This is a genomic window from Rahnella inusitata, assembly GCF_018288855.1.
Taxonomy (GTDB): Bacteria; Pseudomonadota; Gammaproteobacteria; order Enterobacterales; family Enterobacteriaceae; genus Rahnella; species Rahnella inusitata.
Genome location: NZ_CP065025.1, coordinates 35,116 through 57,786 on the forward strand (window position 1 = coordinate 35,116; position 22,671 = coordinate 57,786).

Here is a 22,671-nt window from a genome sequence, read left to right on the forward strand (position 1 = left end):
GGAAGGCGCCCTTAACAGGCGCTTTTTTTATGTCAGGTTTTTATAATTTTTATATAAAGAAAATATTAATAACATTAATATAAAAAATCATTTCCACCCTAATCATATTATTTTGATATTAATTTACTCGCATGAAGTTAACAGGATGCGTATTTTTAAATTGGCAATTTTTCTTCGAGAGACTATAACTTTTTAAGGTAAATTACTTAAGACTATTCTTAAGACCTCTGACACTGGTTTGCGACACTTTCATCACAAAAATTTTCGGGATGATAATTACTCGACGTTTTAATCTGTGTTTATTTTTAGGAAGGGTAATTAATTTACAGCGCAAAAAAATTTTAACCTCGTGGGAAACAACATCTTTATACAGGGCGAGTACATTATGCAAAGCGAACAGCACTCCTTTAATTCCGAAAAAATAAAACGTGAGTTGAAAGATTATCCTCTAAACAAATTGTATATCGCTCTAAAGATTATTTTGCTTTCTTCCACTCTCGGTATTCAACATGCGTTAGCTGTTGATCTTCCTTCGGCCGGGGCCGGGTGTGATGGCGGCACCACGACCTGTAACGTGACCCTTAGCCTTGGCACTGACTTTGATGTCATAAGCAACATCAGTGCGCCCGTCGATGCGTTAAGCGCTGATGCAACCGTGACGGGCAGTACTTTCACCATCGACAGTGGCGTGAGCGTCACGGGCGGCACTTCGGGTTCCGGGCTTAACTTTGCCACCGACAGCAGTGCCAATACGATCACCAACAACGGCACCATTCAGGGCGGGAATGGCCTGAATTTCAACGGTGGCAATGATTTCACTGTGATCAATAATGGCCTGATTGATAGTACGGGCGGCACGACGTTTTACGGGTTAGCTAATTTCGGCAGCGGAATGACCCTGACGAATAATGAAGGCGCGACTATTTCCGGTTCGCACGGTGTTATTAACGGCAGCGCCTCCACGGGCGGCACCACTATCAATAATGCCGGGTCAATAACGTCAGATGAAGGCAACGCTGGCGTGGCGATTAAACTCTTTGGCAGTAACAATACCATTAATCTTAATACCAGTTCTGATATTACCGGGGATATTCAGCTTGAGACGGGTCAGACAGGAAATGTGCTCAACCTTTTGGGCGGCAGTGCGTCAGTCGGGACTTTCGGTAATAATGTAAACAGTAATTCGATCAATACCCTGAACATCAACGCTCCCGGTGTGGAATGGGATCTGACAAATACATTGCCGGTTGCTGGCGCGATTAATCTTATCGCCGGTAATGTTGTCGTGACGGGAGATCTCAGTAGCGCGGCGGCCGGAGGAACGACAATCGGCAGCGGAACCACATTGCAGATAGGTGACGGCGGCACCGCCGGTACACTTGACAGCGTGGTCGTCAACAACGGCACCCTGACGTTCAACCGCAGTGATGACCTGACGTTTGCCGATAATATTTCGGGGACCGGTGTTGTGGCTCAGACAGGTTCAGGCGTCACCAATCTGGCGGGAAGCGGCACCTGGAGCGGCGGTACGCAGGTCACCTCCGGCACACTGAACGGGATGGCGGCAACGAATGCGCTTGGCACCGGCGCGGTCAGCGTGACGAATGGGGCGATCGTGCAACTGGGTGATGCCTCGACGTTTGCTGATTACTATTTTTCTGCCAATGCGCTTTCGCTTGATGCTTCAACCTTGCTCATGAAAGGTACGCAGGCCACGCCGATTAGCGGCGATGTAACCTATCACTTCGACAGTCTGACCTCACCGATTTCCCTTTCAAACTCGACGCTGGATTTTGAGCAATTTGCCGGTGCGAATATTATTTTTAACGGCGATGTCGACGCCCTCAACACCAGTTCGCTGAACTATGCCGCCGACTCCGGCGCTCATACGCTGGCGATGAACGGTAATCTCACCGGTTCCGGCACGTTCAGCGTGAATATGAGTGAAAATACCCCGGATTCACTCGGACTCGCTTTTAACGGTGCAGCGAACAATTACACCGGTACGGTAAGTCTGAACGGTGACGCTTACACGGTGGATGTGAATACTCTGCTCGGGCAGGCGTCGTGGTCGATTAATGGTGCGCAGACGCTGAACTTTAACGGTTCCAATATCCATGCCGCCACGGCGATAAGCACCGGCAGCGGCAGTATTGTGAATATCACCGATGCGGATACGACTTTACAGGTCGGTGCCGGGACGGTGAATGGCGTGATTGGCGGCCTGGGAAGTCTGACGAAAAGCAGTACCGGCATTTTGACGCTCAATGGCGTGAATACCTATACCGGGACGACAGAAATCGCCGGCGGCACGATCAATCTGGGCGTTGCAAACGCCATTGCCACCAGTAGCTCGGTAAAAATGGATACCAATACCACGCTGGGCTTTAGGAATTTCGACCAGACATTGCAGAACCTCAACGGGACGGGGACCATCACGTTGGGGACGGGTGATCTGACCGCGCAAAATAATACTGACACTCAGTTCAGCGGCAAAATTACTGGCACCGGCGATGTGATTAAAACAGGTACCGGCGAACTGTCTCTTTCCGGCAACGCCAACTCAGTGGGTGCCACGACGGTGAATGCCGGTAACCTGCATTTCGCTCAAAACGGCGCTTACACTACGACGGATCTGACGGTTAACACCGGCGGCGCAGCGCAACTCGACAGCAATGCGCACATCACCTCTGGCGGCGTGGCGGATATTGAGGGCGAACTGAATGTCGCGCTCGGCGGCACGACGCCAAAAATCACCGCCGATACTGCCACGCTGGGTGCAGGTTCCACGCTGGACGTCAGCGGTTTTAGTTCGGTTACGGCGACCAAGGCCAGCGACCTGAATGGCACGCGCACGGTTATCCTGCAAACCACGAACGGGATCACCGGCGACTTTGGCACGGTGACGGGCGTAACGGGCAGCAACGTGGATTACTATTTCAACGATGCCAAACTTTCTGCCGATGGCAAAAATTACAGTCTGGGCAGCGAGCTGGCGTGGACGTCCGGCACGTCGCAGGCGACCGGTAATTTCACCCTTGCAGATGCGGGGGATGCGTTTGATGTTGACGTGGCGCTGGGCGATGAAACCGCTAACGGCACGACGTGGGACGGCACATCGCTGACCAAATTGGGCGCGGGGAACCTGACGCTGTCCAAAACCAATACCTTCACCGGCAGCACTGACATTGAGGCGGGAACGCTGACTACCGGCATCGCCAATGCGTTTGCCACCAGCTCGGCGGTGAACGTCGCCTCCGGCGCGACGCTTGCGTTAAATAATTTCAGCCAGACGGCGCAGGATTTGACCGGCGCGGGCGCAGTGACGCTGGGCACCGGCACCCTGACAGCGCAAAACAACAACGACACTGCGTTTGACGGCACAATCACTGGCGCAGGTGGCGTAACGAAAACCGGCACGGGTACCCTGTCGCTTTCCAGCACGGGCAACAGTATCGGCGCAGCGGAAGTTGAAGCCGGCATTTTGCATCTGACGCAAAACGGTACCTTCAGCGCCGCCAGCCTGCTGGTCGATACCGGTGCGACGGCGCAACTCGACAGCACGTCGCAGGTGGCTACCACTGGAAACTCTACGGTTAACGGCACGCTGGACGTGACGCTCGGCGGTACCGGACCAATGCTGACGGCGTCTGATGCCAGCCTTGGCAGCGGCTCGGTGCTTAATGTCAGCGGCTTTACGCCTGTTTCAGCCACCAAAGCCAGCGATCTGAACGGTACGGGCGCAGTGATTATCCAGACCACCGGGGGTATTGACGGCGATTTCAGCTCGGTGACCGGCATCACGCCAAGTGGGGTTGATTACATTATTAACGGTGCGAGTAAATCCACCGACGGCAACAGCTACAGCGTGGGCAGCCTTCTGACGTGGAATGCCGGAACGACGCGAGCCAACGGTGACTTCACTCTGACCAACGCCGGGGATGCGTTTGACGTGGATGTGGCACTGGCCGACCAGGCGGCAAGTAGCTCCGGCTGGGATGGCGCGTCGCTTACCAAACTTGGCGCAGGCAATCTCACGCTGTCCGCCACCAATACCTACACCGGCGCAACCCGTGTAACGACGGGGACGCTGACTACCGGTATCAACGACGCGATCGCTACCAGTGACAGTGTCACAGTCACCAGCGGGGCGACATTGGCACTGAACAACTTCAACCAGTTGGTGCAGGATCTGAGCGGAGCGGGGATCATTGCGCTCGGGACGGGGACGCTGACGACGCAAAATACCGGCGACACGGCGTTCGACGGTTCAGTCACGGGCACCGGCGGGTTGACCAAAACCGGCATCGGCGTTCTGACACTTTCCAATACCGGTAACTCGGTCGGCGCCGCCAACGTCAGCGGGGGTACGCTACATCTGACGCAAACCGGCACGTTTAATGCCGCGTCGCTGAATGTCGACAACGGCGCAACCCTGCAACTGGACGCCAATTCGAAGATTGTCTCTGTCGGTTCGGCGGTGATCGACGGTACGCTGAATGTCACCTTAGGAGGCATGGCACCGCTGGTTACAGCGGCAGACGCGACGCTCAATTCCTCCAGTTCCACGCTGGATATCTCCGGATATACCAGTGGACCTGTAGCCAAAGCCAGCGATCTCGACGGCGCACGTACAGTCGTTATCCACACCACAGGCGGCATCACCGGTGACTTCGGTGCTGTTCAAGGCGTCAGCGCGGGCAGTGCGGATTACATTATCACTGATGCGAAAAAATCCGACGATGGCATGGATTATAGCGTTGGCAACTCACTGGCGTGGAATGCAACGTCACCGCTTTCCTCCGGTACTTTTACCCTCAATAATGCCGATACTTTTGATGTGGACGTGGTGCTGGCTGACAAATCCGCTAACGGCGCTGTGTGGGATGGTACTTCACTGACTAAAGCGGGCACGGGGACGCTGACCTTATCGGCGGCGAATACTTATACAGGTGTAACGGCTGTCAATGCGGGTACCTTACAAACGAGTATTGAAAATGCGCTGGCGGCAAGCAGTGGAGTGAATATCACGAGCGGTGCGACTTTCGATCTGAACAACTTTGATCAGACAGTGAATAACCTCAGCGCCGACGGTGATATCACGCTCGGTTCCGCTACGCTGACGCTGGAAAATAACGTCGATGAAGCTTTGAGCGGCGCGATCAGCGGCACTGGCGGGCTGGTGAAAGACGGCACCGGAGCGCTGACGATGACTGGTGAGAATACGTATTCCGGCGGAACGGTCATTAGCGGCGGCCAGGTCACTATCATAAACACAAGTTCACTCGGTGATGAGAGCGGGGCGGTGACAATCAATAACAACGCGGCGCTCGGTGTTAACGTCGCGGGCGAGTTTGCCCACGACATCACACTGGGTACCGGTGGCGGCACTATCATCGGAACATCGGGAATCAATCTGGGTGGCGTGATAAGCGGCGCAGGCCAGTTGACCACGCGGGGCATTATCGATACCAGCGCGGATAACACCTACACCGGCGGCACCACTATCAGCAATGCTTCGACACTTTCCTTAGGGCGCGGTACCACTACCGGCAGTATTCTTGGGGATGTCATCAACAACGGCACGCTGGCCTTTACCCGCAGTAATGATTACACCTTTAACGGCGTGATCAGCGGTTCTGGTCGGGTCGATGCGCTGGGAAGAGGCACGGCGACATTAACTGGCGCGAACACTTACACCGGTGGCACCAACGTGCTGAGTGCGCTGCGTCTGACCGGCGACGGAACCCTGGGCAGCGGTGCGGTGGAGATCGCCTTGCCGGGCTCGTTATTCATTGATGCGCCGACCGGCGGAGACTACACCTTTAGCAACGCGCTGACCGGCAACGGTACGTTGAAAGCAGGTTTGACGGCGGGAACCGACACCTTTGCCTTCGATGCCTCCGCGGGCAGCGCTTTCACCGGCACTGTTGCATTAGGTCAGGGCCAGTTCACGCTCAGCGGCGATAACACCGTGGCATTGACCAACGCGACGCTCCAGGTCGATGCGGGCAACATCACGACCGTTGCTGCTACGGATCAAAGCATCGGCAATTTAACCCTGAACGGCGGCACCATGGCGTGGAGCGGGCAAACACCACCGCAAACGCCAGCGGGGATCGTTAACGTCTCCAACCTGACCCTCAACAGCGGCACCGTGCAACTGGACGTGCCGGTGACCAACGGTGTCCCTAATCCGGTACCTGCGCCGGGGCTGAACTTGCTGGCCCAGGACGACGGCGAAATTCAGGCTCAGCTGGTTGCAGCCAGCGGCACGGTAACCGGCGATGCGTCTTCGCTCGGGCTGGTCGACAGCAGCGGCCAGGCGGTCGGTAACCCGCAGACGCTGGCGATCACCGAAGGCGCAAGCACAGTAGCTAATGCCAGTTATGATTTCATGCTGACAACCGGCAGTAACAACGACGGTCTGTATCTCGGGTACGGTCTGAAAGGGCTGGATCTGGTGAGCGGCCAGACGTTGCATCTGGCACCGGACGGCGGCGCGGCCTCCGGCAGTGCGGCGTTGAATGCGCTGGTGACCGGCACGGGTAATCTGGATGTGAACGGCAGTGCCTCTGGCGATCAGACCCTCACTATCTCCAATGCCAGCAACAGCTATATCGGGACCACAACCGTCAGCGGCGGCACGCTGGTCGCGGGCAGTGATAATGCGCTCGGGGCGACTTCCGAACTGGTCTTGCAAGACACCACAGGGTTTGATCTTAACGGGAAAACACAGACGCTCGGCAGCCTGAGCGGTGCGGCGGGCTCAACGCTGAACGTCAACAGCGGGAACCTGACGCTGAGCCAGGGCGGTCAGAGCGAAGGTGCGCTGAGCGGCGCGGGGAATCTGACGGTGAACGACGGTAGCCTGACGGTGAGCGGAGCAAACACCGGTCTGAGTGCAGCGGTAATTCTCAATAATACCGCGCAGGCGGTGCTTGATGATGTCGCGGGGCTCGGCACCGGCAGTGTGAATCTCAACGGCGCAGGCACCGGCGTGCAGCTGACCGGCACAACCGGTACATTGGCCAACGCCCTGAGCGGCACCGGTTCGGCCAGTGTGCTCGGTAGCTCGGATGTCTTGCTTTCAGGTAATAACAGCGGATTTAGTGGTCACTATGTTGTCGATAACACCAGTAACCTGACGGCCAGCACGGCGCAGAATCTGGGTAGCGCTTCCATAAGCAACGACGGTGCGTTGACCCTTAACAGCGGCACCGACTGGACATTCACGAACGTCGTCAGCGGTAGCGGTGTCCTTGAAAAAGCGGGCAGCGGTAATATCACCCTCGCCAGCACGAACACCTTCACTGGCGGCACCACGCTCAGCGAGGGTACCCTGACGCTGACCAACGCACAGGGTATCGGCACGGGTCCAGCCACCGTTGCTGCACCGGGTACGCTGGCGATCAATCTCACCAACGGTACATTCAGTAACGCTATTGATAACAGCGGTTTACTGACCGTCAGCGGTGCGGGGAATCAGCTGAGCAGTGCCATCAGCGGCAGCGGTACCAACCGTATTTCGGCCACCGGGTTGAACATTACCGGCGATAACAGCGGTTTTGGCGGCGCATGGGATCTGACCGCGGACAGTTCATCGACCGTCACCAGCGCACAAAATCTCGGTGCAGGCAACGCGCTGCTTAACGGGACGCTCAACGTCGCTCCGGCAAGTGGCAATTTTGCATTCACTAATGCGCTGACCGGTCAGGGTGCGATGAACGTGGCGATGGCCACGGCGACTGATCGCTTCTCCTTCGGCGCGGGCAGCGGTAACGCCTTCGCCGGACAGGTCAGCCTTGGGCAGGGCGCGTTCCAGCTTTTCGGCGCGGATACGCTGGCGCTGACTCACGCCACGCTGCAAAATCAGTCGGCCAACATGACCGTTGGGGCAGGCACCCAAAACATTGGCAACCTGGTGATGAACGGCGGAACCACAACGTTCGACGTGCTGACCCACACGTTGATCACCACCAATCAACTGGCACTGAACGGCGGCGAAATCCGGGTGAACGGTCTTGAGACGATGCCGGATCCGGCCAACGCCACCGTTGAACCGCTGCTTCAGCAGGACGACATTATCGGCGATGCGCTGATATTGTCGCAGGGTAATACCGGCTCTTCGGCCAACCTGACGCTGACTGATGGATCCGGCAATGCGCTGGCGCCCACCATCGCTGATGTCACCCAGTTTGGCAAAGTCGTCGGGGTGGGGACCTATAGCTACGGGCTGACCGGAAGCAATCTGGAAGACCAGACCGGTCTGTTCCTTTACTCCGGTCTGACCAAACTGGATCTCATGGCCGGTCAGCAAGTTTCGCTGGTACAGGATGCCAGCGCGCCGATCGGCGGTAATGAGATGCACGCGCTGATCACTGGCGTCGGGGGGCTCAATGTCGATGTGGTGAATAGCGTCACACTCAACAACCCGCTGAACAATTACACCGGTATCACGACGGTCACCAACGGTACGTTGCGTCTGGGCTTTAATCACACGCTCGGCAATACCTCCTCGTTGGATCTGCTCGGCACCAGTCAGGTGGATCTTGACGGAAAAACCCAGAGCATTGGCGCACTGAACAGCGCGGCGAACACCAATGTGAATCTTAACGGCGGCACGCTGACCATTACCGACAGCCAGCGCGCAACGGGCGACACAAACGGCGGAACCGTGACAGGGCGTCTGAGCGGCAGCGGCCAGCTGATTGTCGACCCCAGCATTCTTACCATCGAGGGGGCGAACCCGAATCTCTCGGCGACTACGCAGATCACCGGCGGCTCGCAAGTGCGTCTGAACAACGTCCAGGGGCTGGGCACCGGCAGTATCACCCTGGATGCGGCAGACGATTTGCTGACCTTTGATACGATTAACGGCCAGACCGCCAGCGGGGCGCTCAATAATCAGCTGCTCGGTGCAGGTTCCGTGCAGCTCGACAGCAGCGAAGTGATCAGCCTCGCGGCGGATAACAGCACCTTCAGCGGCAATTTCACAATCGGCAGTGACGCCACGCTGATTGCCTCGCAAACGGCGAACCTCGGCACGGCGACCCTCACCGACAACGGCTTGTTGCAGATTAACAACGCCGCCGACATAACGCTGACTAACAGCATCACCGGCACCGGCGGACTGGTGAAAACCGGCGCAGGCACGCTGACCGTCTATCAACCCGCGTATTCCGGCACCACCGATATCAACAGCGGAACGGTGATTGTCGGAGACGGCACACAAACAGGTGCCAGACTGGGTGCGGATAGTGCAGGTGCGGTAACCGTGGCATCGGGCGCGATGCTCTCCGGCGACGGCACCGTCAGCGGCGACGTGACCAACAACGGAACATTAGCTTCGCTGAACAGCCTCCCGGCTTACGGCTCTGCGGTGGCCAGCGTACTGAACCTCAACGGTAATCTGAACAACAACGGTTTGTTGCAACTGGCCGGTTCAACGGTCGGTAATACACTGTCCGTCGGCGGTAACTATGTCGGCGGTGGCATACTGGCGCTGCGAACCGTGCTCGGTGGCGATAACTCGGCAACCGATAAACTGGTGGTTGCAGGCGATACCTCCGGAACCACGCAGGTCACGGTGCAAAATGCCGGCGGGAGCGGCGCGCAGACCAACACCGGGATTCAGGTGGTGGACGTCGGCGGGGCATCGAACGGTGTGTTCAGCCTCAATGGCCGTGCGGTGGCGGGCGCGTATGAATATCATCTGGTCAGAAACAGCACCAATGGCGACTGGTATCTTCAGTCCGGCAATGACACACCAACGCCGCCGCAGCCGCCAGAACCGCCAACGCCTCCGACGCCATCTTCCAACAGCTTCCGTCCTGAACCGGGCGCGTATCTGGCGAACCAGCGTGCGGCACAGAACATGTTCCTGCACACGCTATATGACCGTTCTGGGGCAGCCCGCAGCAGTCAGGAGACCGACATGGCGAAAGGCTGGGTCCGTCTGGGCGGCGATTACACTAAACAGAAAAGTAACGGCGGTCTGTACGATGAGAAAACCCACACCACGCTGGTGCAACTGGGCAGCGATTTGTATCAGCTCGATGGTGCAAACGGTGAACAGGTCAACGCCGGTGTGATGGCGGGCTACGGCCACTCCAGCAGCAATACCAGCGTGAAAAACAGTACTTACGAAGCCAGTGGTCAGGTGAACGGCTACAGCATAGGGGCTTATGGCACATGGTATGCGCAGGCTGATCGCGTGACCGGGGCCTACGTCGATAGCTGGATCCAGCACGCCTGGTATAAAAACGATGTTAACGGCGACAGCTTACCGCAGGAGTCTTATGACAGTCAGGGGACGGATGTCTCACTCGAAACCGGTTACGGCTTCGCGCTAAAACAATCCGATGAAGTCCGTTGGCTAGTCACGCCTCAGGCACAGCTGGTCTATAGCCACTACGAAACTGACGGTCACACCGAGCAAAACGGTACACACGTCAACGCCAACGGCGACGACGGCATCAGAACCCGCATGGGCGTTCGTCTGACCCGGCAGAACACAGTGAAACTGAACAGTGCGCAACCGTTCGTCGAAGTGAACTGGTACAACGGCAAGCCTGCGTCAGACAGCGTGGACTTCAATCAGGTGCGTTTTGAAAATGCGACGTCAGTGAACCGTTACGAAGTCAAAGCCGGGGTGACGGGCTCCATCAATGAAAAATGGCAGACATGGGGACAAGTCAGCAGCACCTGGGGTGATAACAACTATCAGGGCTATCAGGGCATGGTGGGGGTGAAATACCAGTGGTAAGACGATAACCCTGTCAGTTGATGTACTGAAAAAGCCGCAGCGATTATCCCTCGTTGCGGCTTTTTTAATGTGAGGAAATCAGAGGAAATCTTGTCTCTGCGGCGTAAAGGTATCGAGCAGTACGCCTTTTTCCAGACACACGCAGCCGTGCATGATGTACGGTTTTTTGTACAACGTGTCACCTGCCGACACTTCCCGCGTTTCTTCACCAATGGTGAATTTGAAGCGTCCGGACAGCACGTACGTCAGCTGTTCATGCACGTGATTGTGCATCGGACCGACCGCGCCTTCTTCAAAATACACTTCGACCGCCATCATAGTGCCGTCGTGCGCCAGAACGCGACGGCTCACACCGTCGCCCAGATCCTGCAATGGAATGTCTTTTCTTAAGATGAACATCAGTTAGTCCTTACGTAATGAGCTGAGCAGGGCATCAGGAATTTCAGCCAGATACAACGCCGGTAAACCTTCATAATCGGTGGTGAACAGCACGTGACGATCGTCCGGCGAGAAAGAAGGGTGCGGATGCGTGACCTGACGGTCGCCGTCGAGCACTCGCCATGAACTGTTGTGCGCCGCCAGCGGGGCATGCTGACGTGTTTGGGCATCAAAAATGTACAGCCAGGGATCGTTTTCAATCGTATGACTGGCAGTATCTTTCACATCTACCGGCGTACCGGAACCGTCGCCGACCAGCAGTGAACCCTTTTCATTGCTCATCAGATGGGAACAGGCCGGCATGGTCATCAGGCTGATATCTTCGCCGGTTTGCGGATCATAACGGCGAATATGGCGATCGTGCTGGCCTTTCAGGTAGGAGACGTACATCAGCGCGGAGCCGTCCGGTACCCAGAATTCGTGCGTGCAGCTTTCGCCCGGCGCATGTTCCTTCACCTTGCGCACATGGGTGCCGTCCTCATTGACCAGCCACATGCGCGCATCGACCAGATCGTGCGGGCCTTCATGGCAAAACGCGACGGTGCTGTCATCATACGGACGATAGATAGGATGGCCGAGCCATTCATTTTTCTCATGAATGACGGTGGATTTTCCGCTCAGCAGATCCACCTTCAGCAAGCGGCAGTGAGGATTGCTGTGGTAGAACTCCTGGAAGATTTTCCAGTCTGAGAGCGGCGTCCAGTCTTCGCGGCTGATCTCAATACCCACCAGGCTGGTGCATTCACTGTTCGCCACCCAGGTGCCGTAACCGACCCATTCTTCCGGCACCTGATATACGGTTGCTTCGCTGAAATCCGCCAGTGTGACCCGTTGCAGACGACGTTCGTTTTTAACGTAATACAGGTACTGATCGTCCGGGGAAAGGAATCCGCCAAAGGTGTTATCGGCTTTACCTTCGGTCAGTTGCACCGCTTTTTGGGTGCTCAGATCCAGCAGGTAATAATTGCGATTGCCGTCAAATTCCCCTGCAAACAAAACCTTACTGCCATCGCGGGTAAAACATTTTTGATAGAAATAGTTGCGATGACAGAGCACATCGGGCGGCGTCAGACGAGTGACGCGCGCACCGGTTTGCGGGTCAGAAACGGTGTGGAAACTGAATTGAATCTGAGAACCTTTCGCCATGATTCACCTCATAAGTGGCAATAAAATCAGCCGGTCATTGGCTTTCATTTATTAATTGAAATGTGATTTCATTAAATTGAAAACACATTACCACTTACTGCCGCGGACTGACGGCGGGCGCTGCTAAAAATGTAATGCTGATCACATTTTTCCCTTCTGTAAAAAACATTCTATAATGTCATGGTTTCGTAAATAACAATTGATGCCCGAAATACATTAAGGGTACTGAACAAATACCTCACGCTTTACACAGTGGAGTTATTTTAGAAAAGGGATGTACATGATTAGATTAAGAAAGAAACGCGCCAAACCGATGCACATTAACGATATCACTATCATCGATGATTCCAAGCTCAAGAAGGCGATCACCGCTGCTGCACTCGGTAATGCGATGGAGTGGTTTGACTTTGGGGTGTACGGTTTTGTCGCCTTTGCGCTGGGTCAGGTGTTTTTCCCTGGCGCAGATCCAGGTATTCAGATGATAGCCGCACTGGCAACGTTCTCCGTGCCATTCCTCGTCAGGCCTCTGGGTGGTCTGTTCTTCGGTGCGCTGGGCGATAAGTTTGGCCGCCAGAAAGTGTTATCTGTCACCATTATTATCATGTCAGTCAGTACGTTCTGTATCGGACTGATACCGGGTTACGCCACCATCGGCATCTGGGCACCGATTTTGCTTTTACTGGCAAAACTCGCGCAGGGCTTCTCGGTGGGCGGTGAATACACCGGTGCCGCGATCTTCGTTGCGGAGTACTCTCCGGACAGAAAACGTGGCTTCCTCGGCAGCTGGCTGGACTTCGGTTCCATCGCCGGTTTTATCCTCGGTGCGGGCGTGGTTGTCCTGATTTCCAGCATCGTCGGTGAAGCGAACTTCCTCGAGTGGGGCTGGCGTATTCCGTTCTTCATCGCCGCACCGCTGGGCCTGATCGGTATCTACCTTCGTCATGCGCTGGAAGAGACCCCGACGTTCCAGCAGCACGTTGATAAAATCGACAGCGATTCCCGTAAAGACATTGCAGAGCCGCCGAGAGTCTCTTTCCGCGAAATTCTGACCAAACAGTGGAAACCGCTGATCGTCTGCGTCGGTATGGTGATCGCCACCAACGTCACCTACTACATGTTACTGACGTATATGCCGAGCTACCTGTCGCACAGCCTGCACTACTCTGAAGACCACGGCGTGTTGATCATTATCGCCATCATGGTCGGTATGCTGTTCGTCCAGCCGTTTATGGGTTTGCTGAGCGACCGCTTTGGCCGTAAGCCGTTTATTCTCATCGGCAGCGTGGGCCTGTTTATTCTGGCAATCCCGTGCTTCATTCTGATCAACAGCGGTGTGGTGGGGCTTATCTTTGCAGGGCTGCTGATCCTCGCAGTGTTGCTGAACTGCTTCATCGGCGTAATGGCTTCGACCTTACCGGCGATGTTCCCGACCCATATCCGTTACAGCGCGCTGGCGATTGCCTTCAACGTTTCGGTGCTGATTGCTGGCCTGACGCCAACCATCGCCGCGTGGCTGGTGGAATCGACCGGTAACCTGTACATGCCTGCCTACTACCTGATGGTGGTCGCGGTCATTGGTCTGGTCACCGGGATCTTCATGAAAGAAACCGCCAACCGTCCGCTGAAAGGCGCGACCCCGGCGGCTTCTGACCGTGCTGAAGCGAAGGAAATCCTGCAAGAGCATCACGACAATATCGAACAAAAAATCGAAGATATTGATACGCAGATTGCTGAACTTCAGGCCAAAAGAAAGAACCTGATTGACCAGCATCCTGAAATCAACGGATGATTTTTTGATGAAGTAAATGAAGCCGGTCGGCCTTGCTGACCGGCTTTTTTTTTCCTTGCGCCGCATTTTTCCAAATCCTGCTCCATACTTCATTTCCCGGTCATCTGAATGGAAAGCATGAATGCAGAATCCTACGTTGTTTCAGTTCTTTCACTGGTATTACCCGGACGGCGGAAAGCTGTGGCCGGAAGTGGCTGAGAAAGCCGCGTGGCTGGCAGAAATCGGTATCACTGCGGCCTGGTTGCCGCCTGCATATAAAGGCGATTCCGGCGGATATTCGGTCGGTTATGACACCTATGATTTGTTCGACCTTGGCGAGTTCGAGCAAAAGGGATCCCGCGCCACCAAGTATGGCGATAAAGAAGGCTTACTGGCGGCTATTGCTGCGCTGAAACAACATCAGCTCGGCGTGATCCTCGATGTGGTGCTCAATCACAAAATGGGTGCTGACGAAAAAGAACGCGTGCAGGTTAACCGCGTCAATATTGATAACCGCGAAGACATCAGCGATGACGTCATTGAAGCGGACGCCTGGACGCGTTTCACCTTCCCGGTGCGCAACGGCCAGTACTCCAAATTTATCTGGGATTTCCACTGCTTCAGCGGCGTTGATCACATCGAAAATCCGGACGAAAACGGCATCTTCAAAATCGTCAACGATTACACCGCCGGTGGCTGGAACGATCAGGTGGATGACGAGTTCGGTAATTACGATTACCTGATGGGCGCCAACGTCGATTTCCGTAACAACGCTGTCAATGAGGAGCTGAAATATTGGGCGCGCTGGTTAATGGATCAGACGCAATGCACCGGTTTTCGCCTTGACGCGGTCAAGCACATACCGGCGTGGTTCTATAAAGACTGGATCGACCATATTCAGGCAGAAGCGGAGCAGCCGATGTATATCGTCGCCGAATACTGGTCGCATGATGTCCCGACGCTGCAAAACTATATCGATCAGGTCGATGGCAAAACGATGCTTTTCGATGCGCCGCTGCAGCTGAATTTCCACCATGCGTCAAAGCAGGGGGCGGATTTTAACTTCACGCAGATCTTCGATAATACGCTGGTGGCCGCCGATCCGGCGCATGCCGTGACGCTGGTCGCTAACCATGACACACAGCCGTTGCAATCGCTGGAAGCCCCGATCGAGCCGTGGTTCAAACCGCTGGCCTACGCGCTGATACTGTTGCGTGAACAGGGTGTGCCGATCGTTTTCTATCCCGACTTGTTGGGTGCCACCTATGAAGATGAAGGCGATGACGGCAATAATTACACCATCGATATGCCTGCCATTCCGGGGCTGGAGACGTTGATTAAAGCGCGGCAGACCCATGCGTGGGGCGTGCAAACCGACTATTTCGATCACCCGAACTGCATTGCGTTCAGTCGCAGCGGCACCGAAGAGCATCCGGGCTGCGTGGTGGTGATGTCCAACAGCGAAGCGGGAGAGAAAACCATTGAACTGGGTGAAAATCTCGCACACAGAAAATGGCGGGATTTGCTGGAACATCGTGAAGATATTATCGAAACCGACGAGCACGGCACGGCACAGTTCTTCTGCGAAGCGGGCAGTGTGAGCGTTTGGATTTTAGCGGAGTAACTAAATAATATGGCCGAACAGGATGTCGGCCTTTAACTATAAAAGGTTTTTAATTTAGCTGGATTTAAACAATACACTTTCCATGCTTTCACACGTATTTAACTTAAACAATAATCGCTTAAGTTAATACCCTGTATGACAAAAGCATTCATCATCACAACTCTCATGAAAAACTCAGTTAAGCTTTTCTCTTTGGTATAATCGCGGTTTAACAAAAAACCGCATTTACCGCCATAAATATTCAGGATGAAGATTGAATGCATTTAATTCCAATAAATTGTGGTATTACGAAAAACCATATTGATAAAATCAATAAAATATCACGTGAGTATTCATGCTTTATATTTATAAGGCCAGTTAATCTCTATTCCACCAGCCTGATAGAAGAAGGCTATCGGACTAAAAAGCTGGATATTCATGCCAAAAGTTCTGACTGGGGGCCAATGGCGGGATTCATTTGTGTGGATTCAACATTGAGTAAACTGGCTGGCGGTAATCCTGAGAAAATCGTGCGCAATGCTAACGATGTGAGAAAATCTCTGAACACGCCAGGCGTAGGCAAAACCCATTTGGTGATATCAAAAAAACGTGTTGATGAGCTGATTAATAAAAAATTATTCACGCTTGAAAATGACACCCATGAATTCACAGCAACAAAGCCGAATGCGCCAGCGGTACGTTTTCAGTTTGAACAGCGAGGTGATAAATATGCTGTTTTTTACTGGCCAATGGCCACTAATACCAGAACACCTTTGTTTGTCATAGGATATACCGTTAACAATGTCACCACCGCGGCCACAGCAGATTACGATCTCTTTGCTATTGCCCCCCATTTTTCTGCTAATAACTTTGAAACTAAAACGGTAACCCGGGTTTCGGACCATGGTATGCGCGGGGTTCTGTCTCTTTTCCAGCTTGGCATCATGAAAGAAATAAACAGACGTTGTGGCTATCCTCCTGTGGTTAATCATGGAACTGAATTAAATAATCCTTTCCCGGAGAACGACACCGAACTGGCGATGTTTTGCCCCGGAGGAACAAGCAGAATGATTCGAACCCGTGACGTGCAGCATATTTTTGGCGACCTCGCATTGAAAGGCTTCCATGTTTATGCAAACCAACGCTGGAATGCTGCCGTACAGGCGCACATTGGTGCCAAATTAAGCCGGCTCAGCCGACCGGCTGTCATCAGTACGTGTGTGTCGTCATACCTCAAAGAGGAAGATTTCGGCGGTCTTCGTATTAAAGGCTATGGCGGAGAAACAAATGATATTTTAGCTGCTCGAAGTTTCTATGAAGATATATTGAATAATTCCAGTGCCAGCCCATACCCGCGATGGCGATGAACATTTATGCGTAACAAAATGGCCGAAAGAGAAATCTATCGGCCAAAGTTACAGAATATTGAGGTTTTTTTGTAGCCGTTTAGGCGATGTTATTGTCCGCCATTTTTGAGTCTGACGATGTCTATACCCATTCAAAAATCACAGGGGAAACGCCTGGGAGATATCTGAAGTCGCTGTGCGGGAAGAGGGAGCAAAAAAGCCGAAGTGTTCAACTCCGGCTTTTTCTTTGTAAGACTGAGGTCTTAAACTTTCAGATCCCGCAACATCTGCACCAGCCGTTCACGCTGCGCACCGGGGATTTCGCCACCGGCGGCGTAACCGGCGTTGCGCATGATGCTTTCCTGCAAACCGACCAGCCAGTCGTAGATGTAAAACGCCGTGGAATTGGTCGGTGTGGCAGAGAGTTTGGTCAGGCGCTGGGTGGATTTCCAGCTGGCGACGCTTTTCTGCGGTTTGGCAAAAATCTTATTACCCTTGTTGATGCGGCTTTCTGGTCGTTCGGCTTCGTTCTGTTTCTCAAAGCCCAGCCACGCCACGAAATCTCCCAGCACGGTCAGCGCACGGGATACCTGACGGTCGGCGTGATGTTCATGCTCACGCGTGCCCGCAGGAAGTGCGCCGCCAAGCGAGCGGGCCAGCGATTCGCCCATTTCCAGACGGAAGCTGGCGGTGATCAGCTCTTCCATCAGCAACTCGACAGTCGGTTTGGCGACGCCGAGCAGCGCAATCAGCGGTTCGTTTTCCGGCAGGCTGCGTAAGTGGTTGATCCAGTAACGTTGTACCTGACGCGCAAACGCCGTGCCGTCGTCGGGTTTTTCCTGCCAGACCTGCGTGTCCTGCTGTTCGGCAAACAGGTCGATATTGATACCGATGCCAAAACTTTCCACACCTGCGTCATCCTGCACGCGGGCGTCGTCCGGCTGTGCGGCCAGTTCGTGATAGATGCGGTGCAGCTCGTCGCGGCTCGGCAGCAGTTTTTCCAGCAGTTCACCGTGAACGCCGGTGCGGGTTTGCAGCGCTTTGATCACCGTCTGCACGGTACGCTGTTTCTGCGCCGGATCGGCGGTTTCGCCTTCCTGATACCAGCTGCCCAGCAGATTATCGCCCAGCTCGCGACGCAGTTCGTCACGCTGCTCGGCCAGACGGTTAATACGAATTTCCGGGCGAATTTCTGCCACCAGATAATCGGCCATGCGTTGTAAACCACGATCGTCCATGGCCAGCAGCGCGCCCCAGGCATCGCCCGGATTACCTACGTGGCGCTGCACGGCTTCGTCGTAATGCACGGATTCGGTCATACGGCGATCAAACGGCGTCAATACCCACACCAGACCCGGTTTGCGACGGCTGCGCACTTGCGTGTTCTCGCCGTGCATCTCTTTGACCCAGTGCTCCAGCGTCCGGCCCACGGCCACCACGTCCTCACGTTTATCGGCAGCGGTGCACACCATCAGCATGTTCATCTCATGGCGATCGGTATAACGCTCCGGTAAATAGGCGATCTTGGCGCGAAACAGCGGAGTGATGTCGTCTTCGCTGTCGATTTCTTCATCAGCCGCGCCGTAGCCGGGTAAATCCAGTAAGTCGATGTCTTCAAACAGCGCTTCACGCGGGGGAGAAAGCAGGGGAATTTGAACTTCGGCGGCCAGCATCGTCAGCTCTTCAAGTGACAACGTCACTGGCGCAGCGCTTTGACCGTTAAATTCAGGACATACCGAAATTTCAATATCATAGGCCGGTGACTGGCTGAAAATGCCGTCAGCCGGTTGCATGGCGTCGTCAACCAGAACGCTCAGCGGCGCGAGAAGACTTTGTGCGCCACCCAGATGTTGCAGCGTGTGGGCGTAATGACGATACGCCGTGGTCAGCGCAGGTACGTTGTCCCACAAAAGAGAGAACAGGCGCGCGCGGTCGTCGATGTTCAGATAGGGTGCGAGCTTCACAGCCACCGGCCAGTAGTGCGCATTCAGATGACGGAAACGGCGGGCGTCGAGACGAATCATGGAATCCCATAATCCCATCATCTCCTCACTACTGAATCCCGGCACCGGTAAAGGCTGACGATGCATCACCAGTTTATTCAGATGCTCTGTGATCTGCTGGGTATCCGGCGCGTGATACAGCGCATCCGGCTGGAAGGCGCGAACCATAATGCGCGCCAGATCGGCTTCATTGAGCAGCAACACGCGCACCGGAAACGCCCGGTCTTTCAGCTCCGTCTGACGGGTGAAGCGGGTCGCAAGGCGAGCGGCGCGGTTACCGGGATTTATCTGCGTCAGGTAATCAAGGGTCACACCGCCGAGACGGGTTTCGAGACGGCCATAGTTACCGGCTGCCAGCGCACAAATCAGGTAGGATTTGCCCGCCTGTGAATGGCCGTAAAAGCCCAGCGTTTGCGTGAGTTTTGCAGCCTGCGTCAGGCGGCGCGCTTTATCGCGACAGCGCTGAAGTTGCAGATTCAGGCGGTCGGCTTCCAGATCCAGACGCGGTGCCTGCTCACGGGTCATTTCCACCCATTCCAGCGCATCGCCGATAGTGTCATCTATCTGCATAAACTGCTGTTCCAGCAGGACGGCATTCAGAGTTGCTGAGGTCGTGTTTGTTAAAGTCATGAGACGAATACGCTCCCACTGTCGATCCAGTAATGGCTCTCGCCCAGTGTGTTCAGCCGAAGTCGCAGGTGATGAGACGGCACTTTGGTGCCGTTATCCAGCACTGCGCTGGCGATGTCGAAATACTCCGGCGTCGGGTGATCTTCCCCTTTTTTTACCGCCAGTTTCACACGTAACACGCTGTCACCAGCCACTTTGCGCGCCAGTTCCGGCTCGGCAATTGACAGGGTGTACAGCGGCGACGCAGGCCAGCGTTCGTTTTCCAACTGGCGAAAACCGAGGCAAATCGCGCCGCGTATGCGGAAGTTGGCTGCGCCGTCGAGTTTGTAATCATGCGCATCGAGATCGATATCGCTGTAACAGACGTTGTCATCGGTCAGCGCCTGATTGCCATCGAGCATGCCGAGATAGCGTACGGTGGAATACGGCTGGAAATCACCGGCTTTGAAGTAGAAGCCCGGCAGACGCAGATCCAGCGCCAGCAGGCACAACATCGCGCCGACGGCGGCGGTGGATTTCGGATTATCAATGCGCCCCATTTTGTTGAACGGATACCAGCCGCTGGTGTGATAGCCATCCAGCGACAACATGCGGTTGATCGGCAGCGGTTGCAGGTGGCGGAACAGCGCCTGAATGCCGGGGAAGCGCGAAGGGCGACCGGTCAGCAGCAGTACGTCGCAGTCATGCAACGAGACGACTTCGCACAGCGAACGCAGGTTTTGCGTGATGCTCATGCGGTTGGATAAAAACTCACTGTGCAGCTTGCTGAGTTTCAGTACCAGCGGCGCCTGCAGAATGTCGAACACCGGCGAACCGGCGGGCAGCGCGCGCTGGATCTCGCCGTGCAGATAGTCGAGGACTTTCTGTGTCGGGCGCTGTTCCAGCAATTCACCGAACGGCGCGTCGATTTCCGCATGGGTATCGAGCGGATCGAAGCGTTCGTACACCTCCAGCACCGCGTGCGCCAGAGGAATGAAAATCTGTAAGGTGCTTTGCTGGCGCAGCGTCGCGTGACCGTCCATCCGGCCCTCGCTGCCGAACAGGCGCGTCATCAGGCCGTCAGGATTGGCCAGACCGGCTTTTTTCAGCGTGGCGTGCAGGGCAGGCAAAATGTAAAGCTGGATAACATCGAGCAGGATATCGTCACCCGCCACTTTAAAGCCTTCACGAAACAGCAGGCGTGGGGTGATTTTGACGTTATTGCCCATGCCGTCGTCGAGCCAGTATTGCGTGATGGCCAGATCGGTCGTGCCGCCGCCGATATCAATCGACGCGATACGCAGGGTTTTGCCAACAGGTTCATCGTCAGCCAGCTGGCGATCCGGGCGTGCCATGCTGGCAAAGAATTCGCCGGTATGGCCGCCGAAATTCACCTGCGTTTCGTTGTACAGGTACACCATCTGCCCGCAGGTGGCTTCGTCCCACTCCATCTGCACATCCGGCACCGGCATGCGGCTTTTGGCTTTATCAGAGTGGGTTTTGAAACCGTCGTCCGACGGATGCCAGCCCATGGATTTCCACACCAGACCAATGGCTTCCTGCATCCGGCGGCGGAAAATCTCACGCTCCGGTTTCGGCATCGCCGAAGGCAAGGTCAGAATGATGTTGCGCAGCTGGCGCGGCGCAGAAGAGCGCAGCATTTTGGCGCGCTGGGCGGGGCTGTTGATTTGCATCAGCGCCTGCGCCAGGAGTTCGGACAGCATCAGCGTCATCACCGAGCTGCGGCTGTAATGCGCGGAAAACACCGGCAGACGATCCTCCGGCGCGAGATCTGACAGCGGTTGTCCTTCGTCATTTATCAGAAACGTCAGCGGCATCGCGGCGGCGACCGGTTCCTGCACCGCGCCGTGACCGCCCTGACTGAAACGCCAGCCCGGCGTGTAGCTGTCTTCATCCCACAAGTAGCGGCGCGGGCTGGAAAGGCCGGTGGATCCTTCCGTACCTTCGCGCAGTTGCGCAAGACGGCTGGCTTCGCGCCCGGCACGCAGAATCGACGGCCAGACAAAGGCATCATCACGGCCACTTTCCACGGAGAAATTCGGCTTGCCGAAACGCGCCTGCGAGAATTCCACGCGGCTTTCGAACAGTTCGTTATAGAGAAAATGCGGCTGGGAGAGATCGCGCAGTTGCAGCTCGCTGGTTTGTTTCAAACCATCGGTTTCGCCGACGTGGTCCTCCACCAGAATGCCGCAGGTGTGGGAGTTGCCGACGTCCAGAATCAAATCGACGTTGATTGAAGGCTCCTGCAAGGTCGCGCCGTTGATCTTCAGCTCTGGAATGCCCAGCTGACTGCCGAGCATCCCAAGCACATTCAGGTAATGCGCCTGATATTCAAACTCACGCAGTGCCACTTTGATGTTGCGGACTTCGCGCAGCTCGCGGATTGCCGCCTGCTCGGTGAAGACTTCGCGCAGCCAGCCGTCCACCCAGGTCTGATCGAGAAAATCGAGCAGCTCTTCGTTATGCCACGCCAGCGCAAAGTTGATACCGTTTTTGACGTCGTCCGGCGTCGGTGCCAGCTGCGTTTGTTCGTCATCGCCTTCCGCCACACGGGTATCAAACGCGATCACCACGCGGTGCGTGCTTCCATCGGCTTCCGGCGCATCCAGCGCACGGATTTGCACCCGTGCCCAGTTGTCAGGCCCGGCCATAAACGTGCGCGGCGGATTGAAGCGCAGAAACGGCAGCGGAAGCCAGATTTGATCAAGCAACTGTAAGGATTGCTCAAGCGAAAAACTGAACTCCGGGCGTACCACTTCAGGCGCCGCGCCGTCGAGCCCCGGCAGGAAATGGCGGCCGCTTTGCGCGTTGTAATCCAGCCGCAACAGCGGACCGTTGGCGCTTTTGCGCACGAACTTCGCGGGCAGCGCGTCGTCCCAGACCGGTTTTAGCGCGAAATCGAGGAACTGGATCCCGCTGTCCTGAATCAGGGTAATCTTTTGTTTAAAATCAGTAATGGATGCCAGCAT

General features: G+C 55.3%; 8 protein-coding genes. 4 read left to right on the forward strand and 4 right to left on the reverse strand.

Annotation, left to right across the window (positions count from 1 at the left end; all coding sequences use genetic code 11):
- The first annotated feature begins 481 nt into the window (after positions 1–481).
- The gene (locus I2123_RS22140) at positions 482–10,768 is read left to right on the forward strand and encodes an autotransporter outer membrane beta-barrel domain-containing protein (protein WP_213052784.1); all 10,287 of its coding nucleotides are present in this window, start codon (positions 482–484) and stop codon (positions 10,766–10,768) included.
- Between the two features lie 78 nt (positions 10,769–10,846).
- Here I2123_RS22140 and I2123_RS22145 read toward each other — a convergent pair whose 3' ends face one another.
- Both I2123_RS22145 and I2123_RS22150 read right to left on the reverse strand, forming a co-directional pair.
- Positions 10,847–11,167 (reverse strand): cupin domain-containing protein, encoded by a 321-nt coding sequence (locus I2123_RS22145; RefSeq protein WP_213052785.1) that lies wholly within the window; start codon positions 11,165–11,167, stop codon positions 10,847–10,849.
- 3 nt (positions 11,168–11,170) lie between these two features.
- On the reverse strand, positions 11,171–12,352 hold the full coding sequence (locus tag I2123_RS22150) for an oligogalacturonate lyase family protein (RefSeq protein ID WP_213052786.1): 1,182 nt from the start codon (positions 12,350–12,352) through the stop codon (positions 11,171–11,173).
- A 313-nt stretch (positions 12,353–12,665) separates the two neighbouring features.
- Here I2123_RS22150 and proP point away from each other — a divergent pair, with 313 nt between their 5' ends.
- The 3 genes from proP (at position 12,666) to I2123_RS22165 (ending at position 17,090) form a co-directional block, all read left to right on the forward strand.
- On the forward strand, positions 12,666–14,141 hold the full coding sequence (gene proP, locus I2123_RS22155; RefSeq protein WP_244207824.1) for a glycine betaine/L-proline transporter ProP: 1,476 nt from the start codon (positions 12,666–12,668) through the stop codon (positions 14,139–14,141).
- Positions 14,142–14,262: 121 nt separating this feature from the next.
- Complete coding sequence (gene amyA, locus I2123_RS22160) at positions 14,263–15,744, forward strand: alpha-amylase (protein ID WP_213052787.1); 1,482 nt, start codon at positions 14,263–14,265, stop codon at positions 15,742–15,744.
- A 257-nt stretch (positions 15,745–16,001) separates the two neighbouring features.
- Positions 16,002–17,090: an anthrax toxin-like adenylyl cyclase domain-containing protein gene (locus I2123_RS22165; RefSeq protein WP_213052788.1), complete on the forward strand. Its 1,089-nt coding sequence runs from the start codon at positions 16,002–16,004 to the stop codon at positions 17,088–17,090.
- Between the two features lie 242 nt (positions 17,091–17,332).
- On the opposite strand, the gene I2123_RS22170 is transcribed toward I2123_RS22165, so the two are convergent.
- Entirely contained in the window at positions 17,333–19,702 is a 2,370-nt protein-coding gene (locus I2123_RS22170) for a virulence factor SrfC family protein (protein WP_213052789.1), read from the reverse strand.
- Positions 19,699–22,671, reverse strand: a complete 2,973-nt coding sequence (locus I2123_RS22175) for a virulence factor SrfB (protein WP_213052790.1) — start codon at positions 22,669–22,671, stop codon at positions 19,699–19,701. Before I2123_RS22175 ends, I2123_RS22170 begins: the two co-directional genes overlap by 4 nt.